General features: G+C 67.8%; 15 protein-coding genes, 1 tRNA gene and 1 pseudogene. 6 read left to right on the top strand and 11 right to left on the bottom strand.

Features of this window, described 5'->3' with window-relative positions; all coding sequences use genetic code 11:
* The gene (locus NMI01S_RS20785) at nt 1-1,764 is read left to right on the top strand and encodes an SDR family oxidoreductase (protein ID WP_439956284.1); all 1,764 of its coding nucleotides are present in this window, start codon (nt 1-3) and stop codon (nt 1,762-1,764) included.
* A gap of 119 nt (nt 1,765-1,883) precedes the next feature.
* On the opposite strand, the gene NMI01S_RS20780 is transcribed toward NMI01S_RS20785, so the two are convergent.
* From NMI01S_RS20780 to NMI01S_RS20755, 6 genes are all read right to left on the bottom strand, one after another.
* Entirely contained in the window at nt 1,884-2,792 is a 909-nt protein-coding gene (locus tag NMI01S_RS20780) for a slipin family protein (RefSeq protein ID WP_084513100.1), read from the bottom strand.
* A 773-nt stretch (nt 2,793-3,565) separates the two neighbouring features.
* Nucleotides 3,566-4,084: a UCP032817 domain-containing protein gene (locus NMI01S_RS20775; RefSeq protein WP_062999556.1), complete on the bottom strand. Its 519-nt coding sequence runs from the start codon at nt 4,082-4,084 to the stop codon at nt 3,566-3,568.
* A 63-nt stretch (nt 4,085-4,147) separates the two neighbouring features.
* Nucleotides 4,148-5,167 carry a TerC family protein gene (locus tag NMI01S_RS20770; protein ID WP_062999554.1) on the bottom strand — a complete coding sequence of 340 codons (1,020 nt, stop codon included), beginning with the start codon at nt 5,165-5,167 and terminating at the stop codon, nt 4,148-4,150.
* A 199-nt stretch (nt 5,168-5,366) separates the two neighbouring features.
* On the bottom strand, nt 5,367-5,798 hold the full coding sequence (locus NMI01S_RS20765; RefSeq protein WP_062999552.1) for a nitroreductase family deazaflavin-dependent oxidoreductase: 432 nt from the start codon (nt 5,796-5,798) through the stop codon (nt 5,367-5,369).
* A 132-nt stretch (nt 5,799-5,930) separates the two neighbouring features.
* Nucleotides 5,931-7,016: an NAD(P)H-dependent amine dehydrogenase family protein gene (locus NMI01S_RS20760; protein ID WP_062999550.1), complete on the bottom strand. Its 1,086-nt coding sequence runs from the start codon at nt 7,014-7,016 to the stop codon at nt 5,931-5,933.
* Complete coding sequence (locus tag NMI01S_RS20755) at nt 7,013-8,101, bottom strand: Rieske 2Fe-2S domain-containing protein (protein ID WP_062999548.1); 1,089 nt, start codon at nt 8,099-8,101, stop codon at nt 7,013-7,015. The genes NMI01S_RS20760 and NMI01S_RS20755 overlap by 4 nt, the downstream gene beginning before the upstream one ends.
* Nucleotides 8,102-8,253: 152 nt before the next feature.
* Between NMI01S_RS20755 and NMI01S_RS20750 the strand changes: the two genes are divergently transcribed.
* A complete protein-coding gene (locus NMI01S_RS20750; RefSeq protein ID WP_062999546.1) occupies nt 8,254-8,871 on the top strand; it encodes a TetR/AcrR family transcriptional regulator in 618 nt (205 codons plus the stop codon).
* A gap of 21 nt (nt 8,872-8,892) precedes the next feature.
* Here the strand turns inward: NMI01S_RS20750 and NMI01S_RS20745 are convergent, their stop codons facing one another.
* Nucleotides 8,893-9,792: a MerR family transcriptional regulator gene (locus NMI01S_RS20745; protein WP_157126279.1), complete on the bottom strand. Its 900-nt coding sequence runs from the start codon at nt 9,790-9,792 to the stop codon at nt 8,893-8,895.
* Between the two features lie 71 nt (nt 9,793-9,863).
* On the opposite strand from NMI01S_RS20745, the gene NMI01S_RS20740 reads away from it, so the two are divergent.
* Both NMI01S_RS20740 and NMI01S_RS20735 read left to right on the top strand, forming a co-directional pair.
* Nucleotides 9,864-10,532: a maleylpyruvate isomerase family mycothiol-dependent enzyme gene (locus NMI01S_RS20740; RefSeq protein WP_062999543.1), complete on the top strand. Its 669-nt coding sequence runs from the start codon at nt 9,864-9,866 to the stop codon at nt 10,530-10,532.
* A 207-nt stretch (nt 10,533-10,739) separates the two neighbouring features.
* Complete coding sequence (locus NMI01S_RS20735; protein ID WP_062999541.1) at nt 10,740-11,543, top strand: LLM class flavin-dependent oxidoreductase; 804 nt, start codon at nt 10,740-10,742, stop codon at nt 11,541-11,543.
* A gap of 76 nt (nt 11,544-11,619) precedes the next feature.
* Here the strand turns inward: NMI01S_RS20735 and NMI01S_RS20730 are convergent, their stop codons facing one another.
* Both NMI01S_RS20730 and NMI01S_RS20725 read right to left on the bottom strand, forming a co-directional pair.
* On the bottom strand, nt 11,620-12,111 hold the full coding sequence (locus NMI01S_RS20730; RefSeq protein WP_062999539.1) for a hypothetical protein: 492 nt from the start codon (nt 12,109-12,111) through the stop codon (nt 11,620-11,622).
* A 418-nt stretch (nt 12,112-12,529) separates the two neighbouring features.
* Nucleotides 12,530-12,603: transfer RNA gene (locus NMI01S_RS20725), tRNA-Ile, on the bottom strand.
* A 289-nt stretch (nt 12,604-12,892) separates the two neighbouring features.
* On the opposite strand from NMI01S_RS20725, the gene NMI01S_RS20720 reads away from it, so the two are divergent.
* Together NMI01S_RS20720 and NMI01S_RS34290 are read left to right on the top strand one after the other, a co-directional pair.
* Nucleotides 12,893-13,345 (top strand): hypothetical protein, encoded by a 453-nt coding sequence (locus NMI01S_RS20720; protein WP_062999530.1) that lies wholly within the window; start codon nt 12,893-12,895, stop codon nt 13,343-13,345.
* A gap of 128 nt (nt 13,346-13,473) precedes the next feature.
* Nucleotides 13,474-13,741 (top strand): annotated as a pseudogene (locus NMI01S_RS34290) (polyphosphate kinase 2); the annotation flags it as partial.
* Between the two features lie 21 nt (nt 13,742-13,762).
* On the opposite strand, the gene NMI01S_RS20710 reads toward NMI01S_RS34290, so the two are convergent.
* Together NMI01S_RS20710 and casG are read right to left on the bottom strand one after the other, a co-directional pair.
* On the bottom strand, nt 13,763-14,704 hold the full coding sequence (locus NMI01S_RS20710; RefSeq protein WP_062999526.1) for a hypothetical protein: 942 nt from the start codon (nt 14,702-14,704) through the stop codon (nt 13,763-13,765).
* 149 nt (nt 14,705-14,853) lie between these two features.
* A complete protein-coding gene (casG, locus tag NMI01S_RS20705) occupies nt 14,854-16,506 on the bottom strand; it encodes a steroid-24-oyl-CoA synthetase (RefSeq protein ID WP_062999524.1) in 1,653 nt (550 codons plus the stop codon).
* Nucleotides 16,507-16,578 lie beyond the last annotated feature (72 nt).

Genomic DNA, 16,578 nt, shown 5'->3' with positions numbered 1-16,578 from the left:
GTGACCGACACCGCGCCCGTCCCGGACACCGAACATTTCGTCCGCAACGGTGAATTCGATATCGCCGTCTACGAATACGGCGATCCCGCCGCACCGACCATGCTGCTCGTCCACGGCTGGCCCGACGACCATCACCTGTGGGATCGCGTGATTCCCAAGCTGGCCGGGCGTTTTCACGTCGTCGCCTACGACACCCGCGGCCACGGCCGCTCCACCCGCACCGACCGCACCGAGGACTACGGCCTGGACCGTTTCGCCTCCGACTTCTACGCGGTCGCCGACGCGGTGAGCCCGGACCGGCCCGTGCACGTGCTCGCCCACGACTGGGGTTCGGTACAGGTGTGGGAGGCCGTGTGCGAGCCGCAGGCCGCCACCCGGGTGGCCTCGTTCACCTCGGTGTCCGGCCCGAATCTCGATCACCTGGCGAAGTGGACCCGGAATCGGATGGGCCGCGGCGCGGTGTGGGGGCCGGCCACCCAGTTGCTGTCGTCGGCCTACACCTTCCTGTTCATGACCCCGGGACTGAACAAGGCGGTGATGCGGCCGCTGTCGTCGGAGAAGGTGTGGAAGCGGTTCATCGGCCTGATGAACGAAACCTCCCCGGAGAACGTGAAACTCGGCCCGGCGTTCCGCCAGGACTTCTTCGACGGGATGCGGATCTACCGCGCGAACATCCTGCCGCGCATGCTCGGCCCGCGCGAGCGGCACACCGAGGTTCCGGTGCAGCTGGTCATCGCCCGCCGCGACATCGCCGTGCGCCCGGCCGGGTACGACGACACATCGAAGTGGACCGATCGGCTGTTCCGGCGCGAGATCGCCGGCGGGCACTGGCTGCCGTTCTCCCATCCGGAGCTGCTGGCCACCTCGGCCACCGAACTCGCCACGGCCGTCGACACCGGTGACTATCCGCGCACGCTGCGCCGCGCCGAGGTCGGGGCGCAGGCCGGGCCGTTCACGGATCGGCTGGTCGTCATCACCGGCGGCGGCAGCGGCATCGGCAGGGAAACGGCGCTGGCCTTCGCTCGTCGCGGCGCCGAGGTCGTCCTGTCGGATCTGAACCTGGACGCCGCCAAGGAGACCGTCGAACTGATCACGGCGGACGGTGGCCGTGCCCACGCCTACGCCGTCGACGTCTCCGACGAAGCGGCGATGAGCGAACACGCGAGCGCGGTGATCGCCGCCCACGGCGTGCCCGACATCCTGATCAACAACGCCGGCATCGGCCAGGCCGGAGACTTCTTCGACACCTCCGCCGCCGAATTCGACCGGGTCCTGCGGGTGAACCTCGGCGGTGTGGTCAACGGCTGCCGCACCTTCGGCGCCGCCATGGCCGAGCGAGGGCTCGGCGGACATATCGTCAACCTGTCCAGCATGGCCGCCTACAGTCCGCAGCAGGGTTTCAGCGCCTACTCGACCAGCAAATCCGCGGTCTTCATGTTCTCCGACTGCCTGCGCGCCGAACTGGCCGGCAAGGGGATCGAGGTGCACACCATCTGTCCGGGCATCGTGCACACGAATATCGTTGCGACGACGAAGTTCTCGGGCCTGTCCGACGCCGCCGAGGCCGCGAAGCAGGCCCGGTACGACGCGCTGTACCGCAGGCGCGGCTACGGCCCGGAGAAGGTCGCCGACCGCATCGTGCGCGCGGTGGAACGTCACCGCGACATCGTCCCCGTCACCCCGGAAGCCCATCTTCAGTACCACTTCAGCCGATTGGCTCCGGCGCTGCACCGCTTCGTCGCCGCGCGGGTGAAGCTGACGTAGGACGCGTGGGGCGTCCGGTTCTCCGTGCGGTTTCCCGCCCAGCGGACCGGTGCGAAACTTCCGCGATCAGCCTCGCGACCGCACCTGACCACATGCCGCGGCCGCGGAAGACTGGGCATTCACTCCGGATGGGCCGGGTTCTGCTGTGGTGTTCGTTCCGCCTCCGTCCAGGACGGTCGGACATCCAGCGGTCTGCGGTCCTGGCCGGGATCGGCGGTGCTCTCGGTCTCGGTGGATCTGTCGGCCTGCGGCGCATTCGCGTCCGCGGGGGTCGACCGTTCCAGGAAGCGCAGCAACTCCACGGGGAACGGGAGGACCAGGGTCGAATTCTTCTCTGCCGCAACCTCGACGACGGTTTGGAGCAGCCGCAGCTGCAACGCCGCCGGGGCGGTCGCCATCCGTTCGGCGGCGTCGGTCAGCTTCCGCGAGGCCTGGAGCTCGCCCTCGGCGGTGATGACGCGGGCGCGGCGTTCGCGCTCGGCCTCCGCCTGCCGCGACATCGACCGCTTGAGCGATTCCGGCAGTGCCACATCCTTGATCTCCACCCGGTCGATGTGCACGCCCCAGGCGAGGGCCGGACTGTCGATCATCAACTCCAGCCCCTTGTTCAACTGTTCGCGGTTGGACAGCAGATCGTCGAGTTCGCTCTTACCGATGATCGAGCGCAGCGACGTCTGCGCCACCTGCTCCACGGCGAACAGATAGTCCTGGACCTCGACCACCGCCTGCGCCGGGTCGATCACCCGGAAGTACACCACCGCGTCGACCCGCACGGTCACGTTGTCGCGGGTGATGCCCTCCTGGCCCGGCACCGGCATCGTCACGACCTGCATCGGCACCTTGCGCATCTTGTCCACGAACGGAATGAGCACCCGTAACCCCGGATTGCGCACCCCTCGTACCCGCCCGAACCGGAACACCAGTCCACGCTCGTACTGCTGAACCACCCGCAACCCGGTGCCGAAGGCGATGCCGGCGCACACCGCCCCCGCACCCACGATGAATGCGGCAAACGTCGCAACGTCCATAGCGTCACCACCATGCGAAACGCCCGGCACGCCCGCGACCGGGCTCCTGCCATCGATCATGGCACCGTTGCGCCGAGCGGGCTATCGCGCTTTCGGGCGGGGCACGACCGGCCGGATCGCTCGCAGCGGGGGCCGCGCCACAACCGGCTCAGCGGGCGGAGGACGGGTTGTGCGGTTACCGTCCGCTCATGCTTTTCGTCGTCATCGCCGCCGTGGTCGGCACACTCGTCTGGATCTCGGTGGCGGCCGTCCGCCATGAAATATCGTCGGCGACGCGCCGCCGCCGATGGCAGGCCGGCGATCCGAGTGGTGGCGGCCGCAGATCCGGCGGAAATGATTGCGGCGGAGGCGGTTGCAGTACGGCCGGCTGTGGTGGGGGCAGCGGGGGCAGTAGTTGCTCTGGAGGCAGTAGTTGCGGCGGGGGCAATAGTTGTGGTGGCGGGAGTAGTAGTTGTGGCGGGGGAACCAGTAGCAGTTGTGGTGGCGGAAGTAGTTGCGGTGGGGGGAGCAGCTGTGGCGGTGGGAGTAGCAACTAGGCGAGCGGTCAGATCGGGGCCCGCGATCGGGCGACCCAGCGGATCGCTGGTGATCGTGGCCGGGCCCGGTCCGGGCGCATACAAGGCCGACTTGCAGATCGCCGAATTGCGCCCGGTCTCTTCACGCCGACCCGAGTGAATGCGGCCGGAGTATGTGGCCGGAAATCTTCGTGCCGAGTGATGCTCGATGTCGCCGACCGGCGTGATGGTCACTGTCCTCGGCCAGGTCCGGGCCCGTCAGGCAGGGGAGCGGTGCGGTGAGCCCGGGATGATCTCACCCAGGGCGGTTTCCACCTCGGTGACCCGCCCCGGCGACACGCCCCACGGATTCTCCACTCCCACAACGGTATCCAGATCCCACAACACACACTCCTCGCCCGGGTCGGCGACGATGGACCAGGCGACGACGGTGCGGCCGAGCTGAGTCGCCATCGGCACACCGCTGCCGCCGCCGTAGCCGTCTCCCTCGGGGAAATGGTGCAGGAACCGGCCGTAGGCGGCATCACAGAAGTCGCGATATCGCTCGGTGCACAGGATCAAACCGTGCCATGCCTCGTCCACGGCGCGGGACGGCATTCCGATCACCTGGTCGTCGGCCATTGCCGCACCGCAGCACCGCAACCATTGCCGCAGACCGGTTTCCACCACGTCTCGCGGCTGCCAGGGACAGGTTTTGAAGACGGCCTCCGGCAATCGCAGCGCATCGACGGCGCGCCGGGTGCGGACCGGATCGATACGCCGGAAGCGGGACAGCACCGGCCCACGGTACGGCGGAATTTCGGTGAGGGACAACTCCGGGGCCCACCGGTCACGTACTTCTCATCGAGCGGGAGTGTCGACGGTGGGGGAGTCGCCGTCCTTCTCACTCCGGGTTGCCAGCAGGCTGGTCACGGTCACCGCGCCGAGCACCACCACGATCACCAGCAGGGAGGCGGCGGTGGGGATCTCCGGCAGCCAGTCCCAGTAACCGTGTGCCCAGTGCAGTACCAGTTTGACGCCGATGAAGCCGAGGATCACGGCCAGGCCGTAGGCGAGGTGGACGAGGCGGGCCAGGACGGCCTGCAGGACGAAGTAGAGGGCGCGCAGCCCCAGCAGGGCGAAGGCGTTGGTGGCGAACACCAGGTACGGGTCGCCGGTGACGCCGTAGACCGCGGGCACCGAGTCGATGGCGAACACCAGGTCGGTCGCCATGACGGCGGTGACCACCAGGGCGAGCGGGGTCAGGGCGCGGCGGCCCGCCTCCCGCACGGTCATCTTCGTGCCCCGGTAGTCGTCGGTGACGGGCATCAGTCTGCGCATCAGGCGCACCGACCGCATCCGGGAGATGTCGACTTCCTGTTCGTGCCCGGTGACCGCGTCGCGGATCAGCTTGAGCGCGGTGAGCAGCAGAATCGCGCCGAACAGCAGGAACGCCCAGTCCAGCGAGGCGAGCGCGGCCGCGCCGACGGCGATGAAGATGCCGCGCAGCACCAGCGCGCCCACGATGCCGAACAGCAGCACCCGCTGTGCCAGCACCGCCGGGACCGCGAAGGCCGCCAGCAGCAGCATGAAGACGAACAGGTTGTCCACCGAGAGCGACTTCTCCAGCAGATAACCGGTGATGAACTCCGTGGCCGGCTTCGACCCGAATCCGGCCCACAGAATGCCGAAGAACGCGACCGGCAACGCCAGGTAGAACACGGTCCAGCCGACCGCCTCCCGCATCGACACCTCGTGCGGTTTGCGAGTGACGACGAAGTCCAGCGCGAGCAGCACCAGCACGCCGGCGATGGTGGCGACCCACAGCCACGGACTGCCGATGGTGTGCAGCTGTTCGGCTGCGAGAACGGACGAATTCACAGGTCTCCTCGGGTATGCGAAAGCACCCGAGGTCTCCTTCACCCGATATCCGGGTGGCCATCCGGGGATCCCGACGGCGGAATCCGTACTGACCGGTGTGGCGCTTGGGAAGTACTCCCCTCGGAAGCGAGGATAGCGAAACCTTTGCCCGAAAACCAAGCGATCCGGACGAATGTGACCGGTCCGACCGCCGCCCGCGTCACCTCCGCGGGCTGAGCACCACGACCGATATGGGCCGATCGGTCATCGTCTGATACTGCGTGTACCGGCCTTTGTTGACCTTGTCGACCAGCGTCCACCGCCGCGCGTACTCGGTGTCCTCCGGATACGTCGGCCGCGCGGTCACCGGAATCCGCCGATGTCCGACCTGGATCTCACACTCCGGCGCCGCCTTCACATTCGCCAGCCACCCCGGCGGCCGCGGCGACCCGCCGTTGGACGCCGTCACCAGATAGTCGTCACCGTCTCGCGCATAGGTCAGCGCACTGGTCCGCGGCTGCCCCGTCTTGCGCCCCACCGTCCGTAACAACAGGGTGGGATTTCCGAACAGCAGCCGGTGCCCCAGATACCCGTCCGACTTCTCGTAGATCCACTGATGAGCCCGCAGCGCAGTGGAAAACAAATCAGCCATCCCACACCTCCGATCAGGCAACCCCTTTGCCCAACCCTAACCGCCTCGGACCGCGAAAGCCCGCAACGAGATTCAGCCGCACCCCGTGCACGAGCGATCCACGCGAAAGGCCGGGACGCGGCTGCCGGGAGCTCAGATCGTGAAGCGTCCCGCGAAGCTGCGCAGCGGCAGGTCCGCGCTGGTGATGATGCCGGGGCGCGCGGCCACGACGGATCGGATGGCGTTCAGGGCCGGCAAGCCGGTGACGGTCATGCCGATCGAGGCGAAGTTCTCCGGGTTCGACAGGTCGAATCCCTTGCGCGGGAAGATCATGTGTTTGCTGTAGATGTTGGGGTCGCCGGTCACCTGAGTGATGTAGCAGCCCTTGATCTCCCACGACGGGTCGGTGTGCGGCGTCATCTGCCATTCGAGATGGGTCTCCACGCGCGCGACGCCGTCGACCATGCCCTGATACTTGATGTAGTTGGCGCCGAGCGAGCCCTTGGGCATGAAGTACCAGCCGAGGTCGACGTCCTTGGTGCAGGCGCCGAGTTCGTAACTGAACTTCACCTCGTCGAGCTCGAGGCCGAAGGCGTCGGCCATGAGGTAGACCGAGTCGGCGAACACCGCGGTGTACCGGTAGAGCGAGTCCGGAATCGTCGGGTCGTCGATCGGGCGGCCGTAGCCCACCGCCTTCCAGGTATCGACAGAGTGATGGCAGGAGACGTCGACCGATTCGGTGACGGTGATGTTCTCGATGTCGGCGACGTCCGCGGTGTGCACGATGCCCAGAATCTGGCACAGGCCCGGGTTCATGCCGGTGCCGTAGAAGGTGGCATTACCGCGCTCACAGGCGGCCTGGATCACCTCGCTGACCTTGCGGCCCGAGGGATGGGCGTGGTTGGTGTCGCGGTGGAAGCCGGTGATCCAGTCCGCGGTGGTGACCACGTTGATGCCCGCTTCGAGCACCTTCTCGTAGAGGTCTTCGTCGGGGAAGACACCGTGGAAGGTGAGGACGTCGGGTCGCGCGGCAATGATCTCCTCGACGGTCCCGGTCGCGGTGACCCCGATCGGGTCGAGGCCGACGATCTCACCGGCGTCGCGGCCGATCTTCTCGGGCGTGTAGCAGTGCAGGCCGACGAGTTCGAGATCCGGATGGTTCCGGATCCGGCCGATCATCTCGGTGCCGAGATTGCCGGTGGCGACCTGGAATACCCGGATCGTGTCGGAGGTGCTCATCGCATGCCTTTCGGTGTGTTCGGTGACGGTACTCGAGCGGTCGCGTCGGCCGCGGGATGGATTGCCCCGCTGTGGGGTCGGCGCGGGCCGGTGCCCGCGGGGCCGCCGTCGGGATAGAACTGCAGCGCCCATTCGCGCAGCGCGGTGAATCCCTGAAATTCCTTGCGGCTCAACGCGGGTGGGTCGGAGTAGCGCTGGTGGGCCCAGATGTCGATGTCGGCCTCGAACTGTTCGATGACGAAATCGGCCATCGTCTTGCCGTATCGGGTGATCTCCGGGCTGTCGTCGCCCGGCTTGCGGCCGATCCACACGGTGAACCGGACGTCGGAGGTGAATTCGTCCACCGGGGTCACCGCGGGCATGGTGCGGTTGTCGACCATGCCCCAGCTCTTGGTGATCGAACAGCCCAGACCGGCGTTGATCGACTCGACGCCGCTGTTGACCTCCGATTCGCTGACACCCTCCTCGAAGGCGATGGTGAAGTCCACGAAGGAGACCGGGCCGGAGAAGTCGTGGCGGGTGAATTCCGGCACGAACGGCGTTTTGTGGACGACCTTGAAATGCGCGAAGTCGACGCCGTTCTCCATGATGTATTGCGGATGCAGTTCCAGCCCCGGCCGGAACAGCGTGGCCGCGGGCACCGGCGGGTAGTAGTCGGCGGCGGTCTTGTCGTCGCCGAACGCCTCGAAAATATCCGGCACCTCGAAATACGGTGCGCGACCGTCGATGTCGTACCAGATCCACACGGCCTCGTTGCGTTCGACGACCGGATAGCTGCGGATGCGGCGGCCCTTGTTGGGATGTGACTCGTAGGGGATGCAGACGTTGCGCCCCTGCCGATTCCACTCCCAGCCGTGGAACGGGCACACCAGGTTCTCGCCGTCGACGCGCCCGCCGTAGCCCAGGTGCGCACCGAGATGTTCGCAGTAGGCGTCGAACACCGCCAGCTGCCCCGATGCCGAACGCCACGCGACCATCTCGCGGCCGAAGTACTTCATCTTGTGGACGGCGCCGACCGGGATCTCGGTGCACCAGGCGACCTGGAACCAGCCCGTCGGCTCCATCGACAGAGGTGGTTTCGCCATCTCGATCCTCCACGTTCGGCGAGGGCTGCACATCGCGGCGCGGACCGCTCGACGCGCGCCCGGCGACACAAGGGTAGAACCCTCTATGAAAGAAAACAAGAGGGTTCGTTGAAACTGGATGCCGCAGATCAGGCGCGGTATTATCGACCGTCGTGACGGATGTAGCGGTGACCGGGAGGCGTGCGAACAAGCGCGGTATCCAGTCGCGTGAGGCCATGCTCGAGGCGGCGATCGCCTCGCTGGCCACCGGCGACCCCGCGGCTGTATCCGGCAACCGGATCGCCCGTGACATCGGCGCTACCTGGGGAGTCGTGAAGTACCAGTTCGGTGATATCGACGGTCTATGGGCGGCGGTCCTCCGGTACACCGCCGACAAACGCGGCGACCTGCCCGCCGGCATCGCCACGGAAGGCACCCTGGCCGAACGGGTCGGCGCCCTGATCAACACGATGGCGATCGGCTTGCGCCGCCCCGAATCCCTCGCCATCGAAACCCTGCGCGCCGCGCTGCCCCGCGACCACGCCGAACTGGAGCGCGACTACCCCCTGACCGCCGCCGAACTCGCGTCGTGGAAACCCAACTGGGACAAGGCCTGTGAACGCGCCTTCGCCGACCTGGGTGTCGACCCGGTGAAAATCCGCCGCGTCGCCGCCCTCATCCCCGCAGCCATGCGCGGCATCACCTCCGAACGCACCCTCGGCACCTACGGCAACCTCGACGACGCCATCCAGGGACTCGTCGACGGAATGATCGCGTACCTGGAGACGTGAGGGCCGGGCCCCGAGCCGCCGCTACGACCGGCTCAGCGCCCGGTGCAACCAATCCTGCGCCGCGCCCGTGGTGGTCGTGCCGGTGATCTCGGTGGTGAGCGTCCAGTACCGGCGAATGCGCGGATCGTCATCGTCGGCGCCGGAGAGAAGTCGGCGCCGGAACTCGGCCGTGGGACGGACGCCCCGGGCGGCGGCGTGAGCGGCGAGAAACCGATCGAGTTCGGCTCCGGGACGCGGTTCGACGTGGGCGGCCACCAGCGGGTCCACGATCGCGCAGGCCTCGGCGATACCGGCAAGCAGTGCGCGTTTGTCGCGAACATGGGTGGGGTCGTGCCGCCAGAGCTGTTTCGCCAGCGCGGCGGTCAACACCGGATCGGTTGCGGCGGTGGCGAGTTCGGCGTAGGCGACGACCTGCCCGGGGGTGGGATCGGCAGGCGGGGCCGGAATGTTCATGTCGACGAAGGCGTCGAACAATTCCGGTGCGATCGGGGTGAGCAGGCGGCGCCAGAACGCGACGAGATCGTCGTAGGCGCGCCGGCGGTCACCGACGGCGGCCAGCAGTTCCAGCCGCGCGGGCGATGCGTCCCGGACCGCCGCCAGCGCGGCCCTTCGCCAGGTCAGGGCCGCCAATTCGGTATCCAGGGAAGCCTTTTCGATGGCGACGGCGTCGGTGATCGACGTGGCCCCGGTGAGTACGCCCATGATCGCGTGCAGCCCGAGGCCCAGCGCCCGCAGCCGTCGCACCAGCTGCAGTCGATCGACCGCGGTCGCCGCATCGAACAGTCGATGCCCGGCCGCGCTGCGGTGCGCTTCCAGCACCCCTTCGTCGCAGTAGAAGCGGATGGTGCGGACCGGGACGCCGGTGCGCCCGGACAGCTCCCCGATGGTCATCAGACCGTCTCGACGTGTGCTGTAGGTCACAATTGCTGGAACCTCCACCCGACTGGAACTCCTACGGTACTGCAACACCGATCAAGCGAGGAGTTCCGAAAATGGCGAGAAGGACATCGATCGATACCGAGCAGATCTGGCAGGCCGTCGCCGCCGAACGCACGAGTCTCGTCGAACTGTTGCGGTCGCTTCCCGACAATGGGTGGGAGCAGCCTTCGCTGTGCGCGGGCTGGCGGGTTCGCGATGTCGTCGCGCACCTGATCCTGTCGGCCGATTCCGGCCTCGGGGCGATCCTGCTCAATCTGATCCGAGCCCGAGGCGACTTCGACCGGATGGTCCGCGACACCGCCATCCGCCACGCCGACCGCCGGACCACCACACAGTTACTCGCCGAGCTGCACGACAGCATCGGCGCCCGGATCACACCCGTCGGCACGACCGCCGTCGACCGGCTGATGGATCTACTGGTGCACGGTCAAGACATCGCCATCCCACTCGGCATCACGCGCGAAATGCCGGTAGCGGCAGCAGAATTGGCACTCGACCGCATATGGAACGGCGGCTTCCCGTTTCACGCCCGCAAGAAGTTCGGCAGTTACCGCCTCGTGGCCACCGACAGTGCATGGACCGCCGGCGCCGGACCGGTGATCGAAGGCTCGGTCACCAACCTGCTCCTGCTCATCACCGGCCGCCGGCCCGCCCCGGACCGGCTCACCGGCGACGGCGCGGCCCAGCTGATGGCGAAGCCTGCGCGGACGCGACAGTCCTGACGGCGGCGTCGCCCCTCGCTGTGGCGAGAATGCTTGTTCCACAGTGTAATTCGCTCCCTGTACGGCAGCCGACAGCTAGGGCGCGCCGAGCGGGACCGACGTGCCCGACGGACCACGGCCGGCCGGGTACTCATCGGTCGCACCGATGAATTTCGGGTGGGCCCGCCGTCGATGTCTGTGAACGCACCGACCGACAGGAGTTCAGCCATGGCCAGACCGTTTCGATTCGGGGTTGTCGCCCCGCTCATGACCGACGTGCCGACGTGGCGGGATCGCGTGCGCCGCATCGCCGACAGCGGATACTCCACGCTGCTGGTGCCCGACTTCCCGCTCACGCAACCGGCGCCCGGCCCCATGCTGGCCACCGCCGCGGCCCTGACCGACCTGCGCGTGGGCACCTGGGTGTACGCCTCTCCGCTGCGCCCGCCCTGGCAGACGGCGTGGGAAGCGCACTCGCTGTCGCTGCTGACCGAGGGGCGGTTCGAGATGGGCATCGGCACCGGCAGGCCGGGAATCGAGGACGAGCTACGCGATAAAGGGCTGCCCGTCGTCTCGCCGAGCGAACGGCTGGCCGAGGTGCGTAAGACGGTGGAGGCGCTGCGAGATCTCGACGGCTCCGACCGTCACACCCCGGTGGCGATGGCCGTCCTCGGTGCGAAGGCCCGGGCGCTGGCGGCCGAGATCGCGGACACGGTCACCTTCGCGCTGGGAGCTCAGCCTCGCGGCGAAGTCGAGGAGCTGGCCCGCGACTTCCGCATCACCGGAGACCTGGAGCTCGCCCTCGCCGTGCCGGTCGTCGGTGACTCCGTCGCCCCGCATATGGCGCCCCCCGACACCGACCCCGCCGCACTGCGTGCGGTGGACGCGCTGGCCGTGCTCCCGGACGACCCGGCGGCCGCGGCCGAGGAAATCCAGCGGCGGCGCGAGGAGATCGGCTTCTCCTACTTCATTTTCGGGGCCGACGTCGCCGAGCGGCTGGCTCCGGTCGTCGCCGAACTCGCGGGGCGATAGGGCGCGCCGGTCATTGCAGAATGCGCTGTCGCGGCGATCGGACGGTGGTCCGGGTGGCCTCTCGGCGGAAATGACGTCAGAAACGCAAGTCGTGCGGCCCTGCGGCCGGGTCGGTCGACGGCCCGCCGGCATTGCGCGCTTCGACGGCATGAATGGTCTTGACGAGTTCTCTGTCCAGGACGCGTTTGCCGACCGTGCCGATCACCGCCCCGAGGAGATGTCCCGTCAAGTTCTTGCCTTCGCGCACCACGACGGCATCGACTTCGGTGGTCCCGTCGGGCAGCGGTGTGAGGGTGTAGGTGTGGCTGGATGCGCCGCCCCACATGTTGGAGTCGGTGGTCGTCATGACGACGTGGTGCGGGTCGGACCAGTCGTAGCGCAGCCGCTCCCAGATGCGGTGCGAGCCCTCGGTGACGTCGGCGTGGGTGGCGTCCTGGGCATGGACGTGGAGGTATTCGTCGGTGCTGTTGCCGAACAGCTTCGACCGGCCCGGGCCGAAGTCGGTGAGGGCAGCGACGAACTGCTCCGGTGTCGACGTGGTGGTGTGCGTGAGGTGGATGGTGGACATCGTGTGCTCCCTGAAACGAGTGGTCGAGGTGGTGAAACGACGGCGGCAGGCAGCCTCCTACCCGCTCGGCGGCCATGTCGTACCGGAGGCGGGCGGACCGCAGCGGCGCCGGGTGTCGAAACCAGCCTTGCACCATGGCCCCGCCGCTGCACCCGGAACGGATCTCCTGATTCAGTGTGGTTACCCTCGCAGACGGCCGTGTCGCGGCTCGCCCACATCCTTGTGCGGGCAGCTCGCCCCGGCGGCACCTCGCGGTCGAGTAGTACGTTCAAGCGACTCGATCGGCGGCCCGGGCACCTGCTGTTCCGTACATCAGGCAGGGATCGGCCATCGAGCGGATATGTCCGAGTCCGAGCAGGCGCTGTGGCGGATCGACCCGGCTGAACCGTTCACTGTTGCCACTGGTGAGAGGAATAAGTGGGGCGGGTGGGGCTCGAACCCACGACCAGCGGATTATGAGTCCGCGGCTCTAACCGACTGAGCTACCGCCCCTCGCCGCGCTGCACGCGCGTGGGGGATGCTACCGGGTCGGGGGTGCCACGGCCTAGTTGGGCTCGGGCGGGCGGCCGCTCGCGGTGAAAACGGATGGCGCGAAGGTGGTTTCGCTGTTTCGCGTCCGTAGCCGGCGAGCAGGGCGTGCAGTCTGGTCAGCTGGGCGGGAGTGAGGAAGCTGCGGAAGCCGGGGTGGCTGCGCAGAGCCGACCGCGTTGCCGACCATGACGTAGCACGCCTGTCACTCCAGCGCCACAGTCCGATAGCGAACGGGCTGCAGGATCGGCTGATGACAGCCATCTACGCGAGTGAGCAGGTAGTCGAACAACCGAGTCCGTGCATCGGGCCCGTGCAGTCGCGGTATCGGGAGATGTTCGGTCACACCTGGTACGAGGAACGGATCGGCGCGCTGGTCATGCGGTCGGGGCGGCTGTGCGCGGTGATGACACCCGCCGGGCTGGGCGCCTCGGTGCTCGGCGTACTCGGCGATCTGCAGGTGCCGGTGATGGCGGTCGGGGTGGGGGATCGGTGCGTGTGGTCGTTTCTCGCCGAGAATCCCCGCTGTGGTGAGGGCGCGGGCTGGTGGTCTGTGGACCTGTTCCGCTGCTTCGTGACCCAGACCAGACCCGGCGCATTGATCGCCCTCCCGACACCCGGCAATCCGCGCCGGAAGTGGGTGCGCGAACCGCAGGGCATCATCCCGGATCTCCGCCTGGTCGCCGATACGATCGTCGCTGCCTAGGGCGATCACACAGATCGCCCGTAAGCGAACGGCACGGCCGACAGCGTCGCGGAATGACCGACTTCGAGACACCCCGGCAGCTCTATCGCAAACTGAGTGCCGTCGCCGACCTCGAGTCCGCGGTCGATCTGACCGACACCACCGGATTCACGGTCGACGACCTGGACGACGACGATCCCGTACTGCTTACCGCCGCAGACGGTTTCGTCGTCGACACCTGGTGTGAAGGCTATCCGTACGACGAACGCCTCGGGCGTGAGGTCTACGAGGACGACAAGCGCATGGGTCAAGGCCACGGGCCGGCGTCCGGTCATCGTGTTCTAGGGACGCGACGTCGCCGGCAAGGGCGGCACCATCGAGCGCTTCATGGAGCACCTCAACCCGCGGCGCCCTCGACGTGGTCGGTCCTGAGGCCGTTCACGGCGTGCGATCCAGCACGAGATCCGACAGCCGCACCGCATACATCGAAACCAGTACGGCCTCTTCGTGTCCCGGCACCCCGGGCGGGACATACGCGCACACGGTTTCGGTTTCGCGCACCAGATCCAGCAGCGCAGCCCGCAGTACCTCGGGGCGAGGGGAGGTGGTCAGGGTGTGAAAGCTGTAACGCCAGCGGTAATCGTCGATCAAGCGGTGCAGCCGCTCGGCCTCGACCACATGGTGATGCCGCACCCCTTGCGAATGGGAGTCCATGGCGATCAGCAGCTGCTCGACTTCGGCCAGCCGCTCCTCGGTGCCGACCGGTGGTGCGCTGTAGGCGATCTCGCCCGAATCGCGGACGGCGTGTGCGCAGGCCTGCGGCAGATTCCACGGCAAGGACAGCTGCGCCGGCGAGCCCTCTTCCGGTCCCGGCCAATGCGAGCCCGGACCGGTGTCGACGGCGAACAGCACCGCGTAGGGATAGCCCGCGCGGTGCAGCGGTTCGTTGTCCTGCCACGCCGGTCGCTGCGCCGCATAGTCCAGCATTCGCCGGCGTAACCGGACCATCGTGCGCAACGCCCGGTAGCGGTCGGGCCGGGCCCAGCCGAAACCGTTGGCGATCAACTCGTGACGCACCGTCGCGTTCAGCCGATCCCAGCCCGGGCCGTCGGTGCAGGCGGCGATGCGCACGGAGTATCCGTTGCCGAACAGGTGGCGCAACAACTGACGCTCCTCCGCGGCCACCGAGTCGGGCGGGCCGGGCAGCAGGACCGCGCGCAGCGAATCCGCCCCGTCGAATCCGTCGCTACCGATATGCACATCGATATGACCACGGATCGCGAGTGCCGCCAGCTGCGCGGCGACAATGCGGCCGTAGCGGGCGGCACCTTGTTCGTGCATCGTCGGCGCGAGCAGCATTCCGGCCTGCAGCACCGTCATTCGGGCCGATAATCGTTCGAACGCCGCCGTCATCTGGCCGGGATCCGGAGGCATGCACACCACTCACTCTGTGACACAGGGCAATCAGGTCCGCACCAGTGTAGAGCCCGGTGTGGCGTACATTCGGCAATATCGGGACCGATCCCCTGTCAGACCGTGATCCCGGCCCGGATCAGCTTTCCGGTGATGTTGCGCGGCAAGGGCTCCGCGGTGATCCGCCATCGTTCGGGCACCTTGAAATAGGCCAGCCGCTCCCGGGCGAATTCGCGGAGATCCGCCTCCGACGCCGTGGACCCCTCGGCGAGGACGACGACGGCCGCCACCTGCTGCCCGAGATCGGGGTGCGGTTCCCCGACAACGGCACATTCCACGACGTCGGGGTGTTCGTCGAGGCACTGCTCGATCTCGACCGGGTAGATGTTCTCGCCGCCGCGCAGGATCAGATCCGATCTGCGGCCGGTCAAGCGCAGGCGGCCCTGTTCGACGACGCCGAAATCGCCGGTGCGCAGCCAGCGCTCGGCATCGATCGCCGCCGCGGTGGCTTCCGGATCGCGCCAGTACCCCAACATGACGAAGGGGCTGCGGACGTAGACCTCACCCTCGACGCCCTCGGGCACGGGAGTCCCGTCGGCATCGCGGATCTCGAGTGCCACGCTGATGATCGGCCGGCCCAGGGTGCCGGGGGCTTGGGCGAGGTCGGCGGGGGTCGCGACGGCGACGGCGGTACTGCATTCGGTGAGGCCGTAACTGTCCACCAGGGCGTCGGCGGCGAACGGAACCTCCTCGCGCAGACGCTGTTTGAACGCCGGTGACGACGGCGCCGACGCCAGTGCGAACGCGGTGAGCGAGGAGGTGTCGTAGCGTCCGATATCGCCGTGTTCGAGCAGCCGGGAGGCCATGGTCGGCACCGCACCCCAGTTGGTCACCCGTTCCTTCTCGATCAGGCGCAGAATCCGGTCGGCGTCGAACCCGCCCCGCGGCATGATCACGGCACTGCCGGTGGCCAGCCGCGGCACCACCAGATTGTGCAGGCTCGCGATATGGAACAGGGGAGAGGTCAGCAGGCAGCGCAGATCCAGCGGTGCACCGGGCTGTGGCGTCGTCCCGGTGAACGCGGCGGCGAGCGCGTCGGTGTATTCGAAATAGCCGGTGACGGCGAGCAGGTTGCGCTGGGAATGCAAGGCCGCCTTGGGTTTTCCGCTGGTACCGCTGGTGAACAGGATGACGGCGGGATCGTCCTCCGCCACGTCCGGGACCGTGGGTTCGGCGCCGGCGTGGGCGGCGATCAGACGCGGCAGATCCTCGTCCATGGTCACCACGGCCGCGGAGCTGTCGATATCGGCGAGCAGTTTCGCCCGCTTCGCGTCCACGACCACCACGGCCGGTTCGGTCGAGGCCAGTCCGTACTCGATTTCGCGCGGGACCCACCACCCGTTGAGCCCGACCGCGATCGCGCCGAGGCTCTGCGCCGCCCAGAAGGTGATCACCCATTCGACGGTGTTCGCGGCGAGGATCGCGACCCGATCACCGCGTCGCACCCCGAACTCCTCGTGCAGCGCGGCCGCGAGAGCGGCTGCGGCCGTGGCATGTTCGCGATAGCTCAGCCGCCGGTCCTCGGTGACGAGATAGTCCCGGTCACCGAAGCGCAGCGAGTCAGCGAGCAGTTCCGCGACCGCGCGTCGGCGGTGCCGCAGCACCGGCATACGCGCGCCGAGAACCTCCTCCTCGATGAGCTCGAACCGGCCGCCCGGACCGGTCAGCTCGCGCATGACGGCGGCGATATCAGGCATGGACGTGGTCATGGGTGGTCCTTCTGTGTGGAGCATCACAACCACCGCACTGTGTCACGCCCGCCGAAGGCAGATGCCGGCGTT

This window comes from Nocardia mikamii NBRC 108933, from assembly GCF_001613505.1.
Taxonomy (GTDB): domain Bacteria; phylum Actinomycetota; class Actinomycetes; order Mycobacteriales; family Mycobacteriaceae; genus Nocardia; species Nocardia mikamii.
This window is presented reverse-complemented; position numbering and strand designations above follow the sequence as displayed.

Excerpts from the sequence above, each read along its gene's own strand:
- NMI01S_RS20760 (WP_062999550.1), bottom strand. The coding sequence starts at position 7,016 with ATGAGCACCTCCGACACGATCCGGGTATTCCAGGTCGCCACCGGCAAT.
- NMI01S_RS20720 (WP_062999530.1), top strand. The coding sequence starts at position 12,893 with ATGACAGCCATCTACGCGAGTGAGCAGGTAGTCGAACAACCGAGTCCG.
- NMI01S_RS20780 (WP_084513100.1), bottom strand. The coding sequence starts at position 2,792 with ATGGACGTTGCGACGTTTGCCGCATTCATCGTGGGTGCGGGGGCGGTG.
- NMI01S_RS20735 (WP_062999541.1), top strand. The coding sequence starts at position 10,740 with ATGGCCAGACCGTTTCGATTCGGGGTTGTCGCCCCGCTCATGACCGAC.
- NMI01S_RS20730 (WP_062999539.1), bottom strand. The coding sequence starts at position 12,111 with ATGTCCACCATCCACCTCACGCACACCACCACGTCGACACCGGAGCAG.
- NMI01S_RS20710 (WP_062999526.1), bottom strand. The coding sequence starts at position 14,704 with ATGACGGTGCTGCAGGCCGGAATGCTGCTCGCGCCGACGATGCACGAA.
- NMI01S_RS20740 (WP_062999543.1), top strand. The coding sequence starts at position 9,864 with ATGGCGAGAAGGACATCGATCGATACCGAGCAGATCTGGCAGGCCGTC.
- NMI01S_RS20765 (WP_062999552.1), bottom strand. The coding sequence starts at position 5,798 with ATGGCTGATTTGTTTTCCACTGCGCTGCGGGCTCATCAGTGGATCTAC.
- casG (WP_062999524.1), bottom strand. The coding sequence starts at position 16,506 with ATGACCACGTCCATGCCTGATATCGCCGCCGTCATGCGCGAGCTGACC.
- NMI01S_RS20755 (WP_062999548.1), bottom strand. The coding sequence starts at position 8,101 with ATGGCGAAACCACCTCTGTCGATGGAGCCGACGGGCTGGTTCCAGGTC.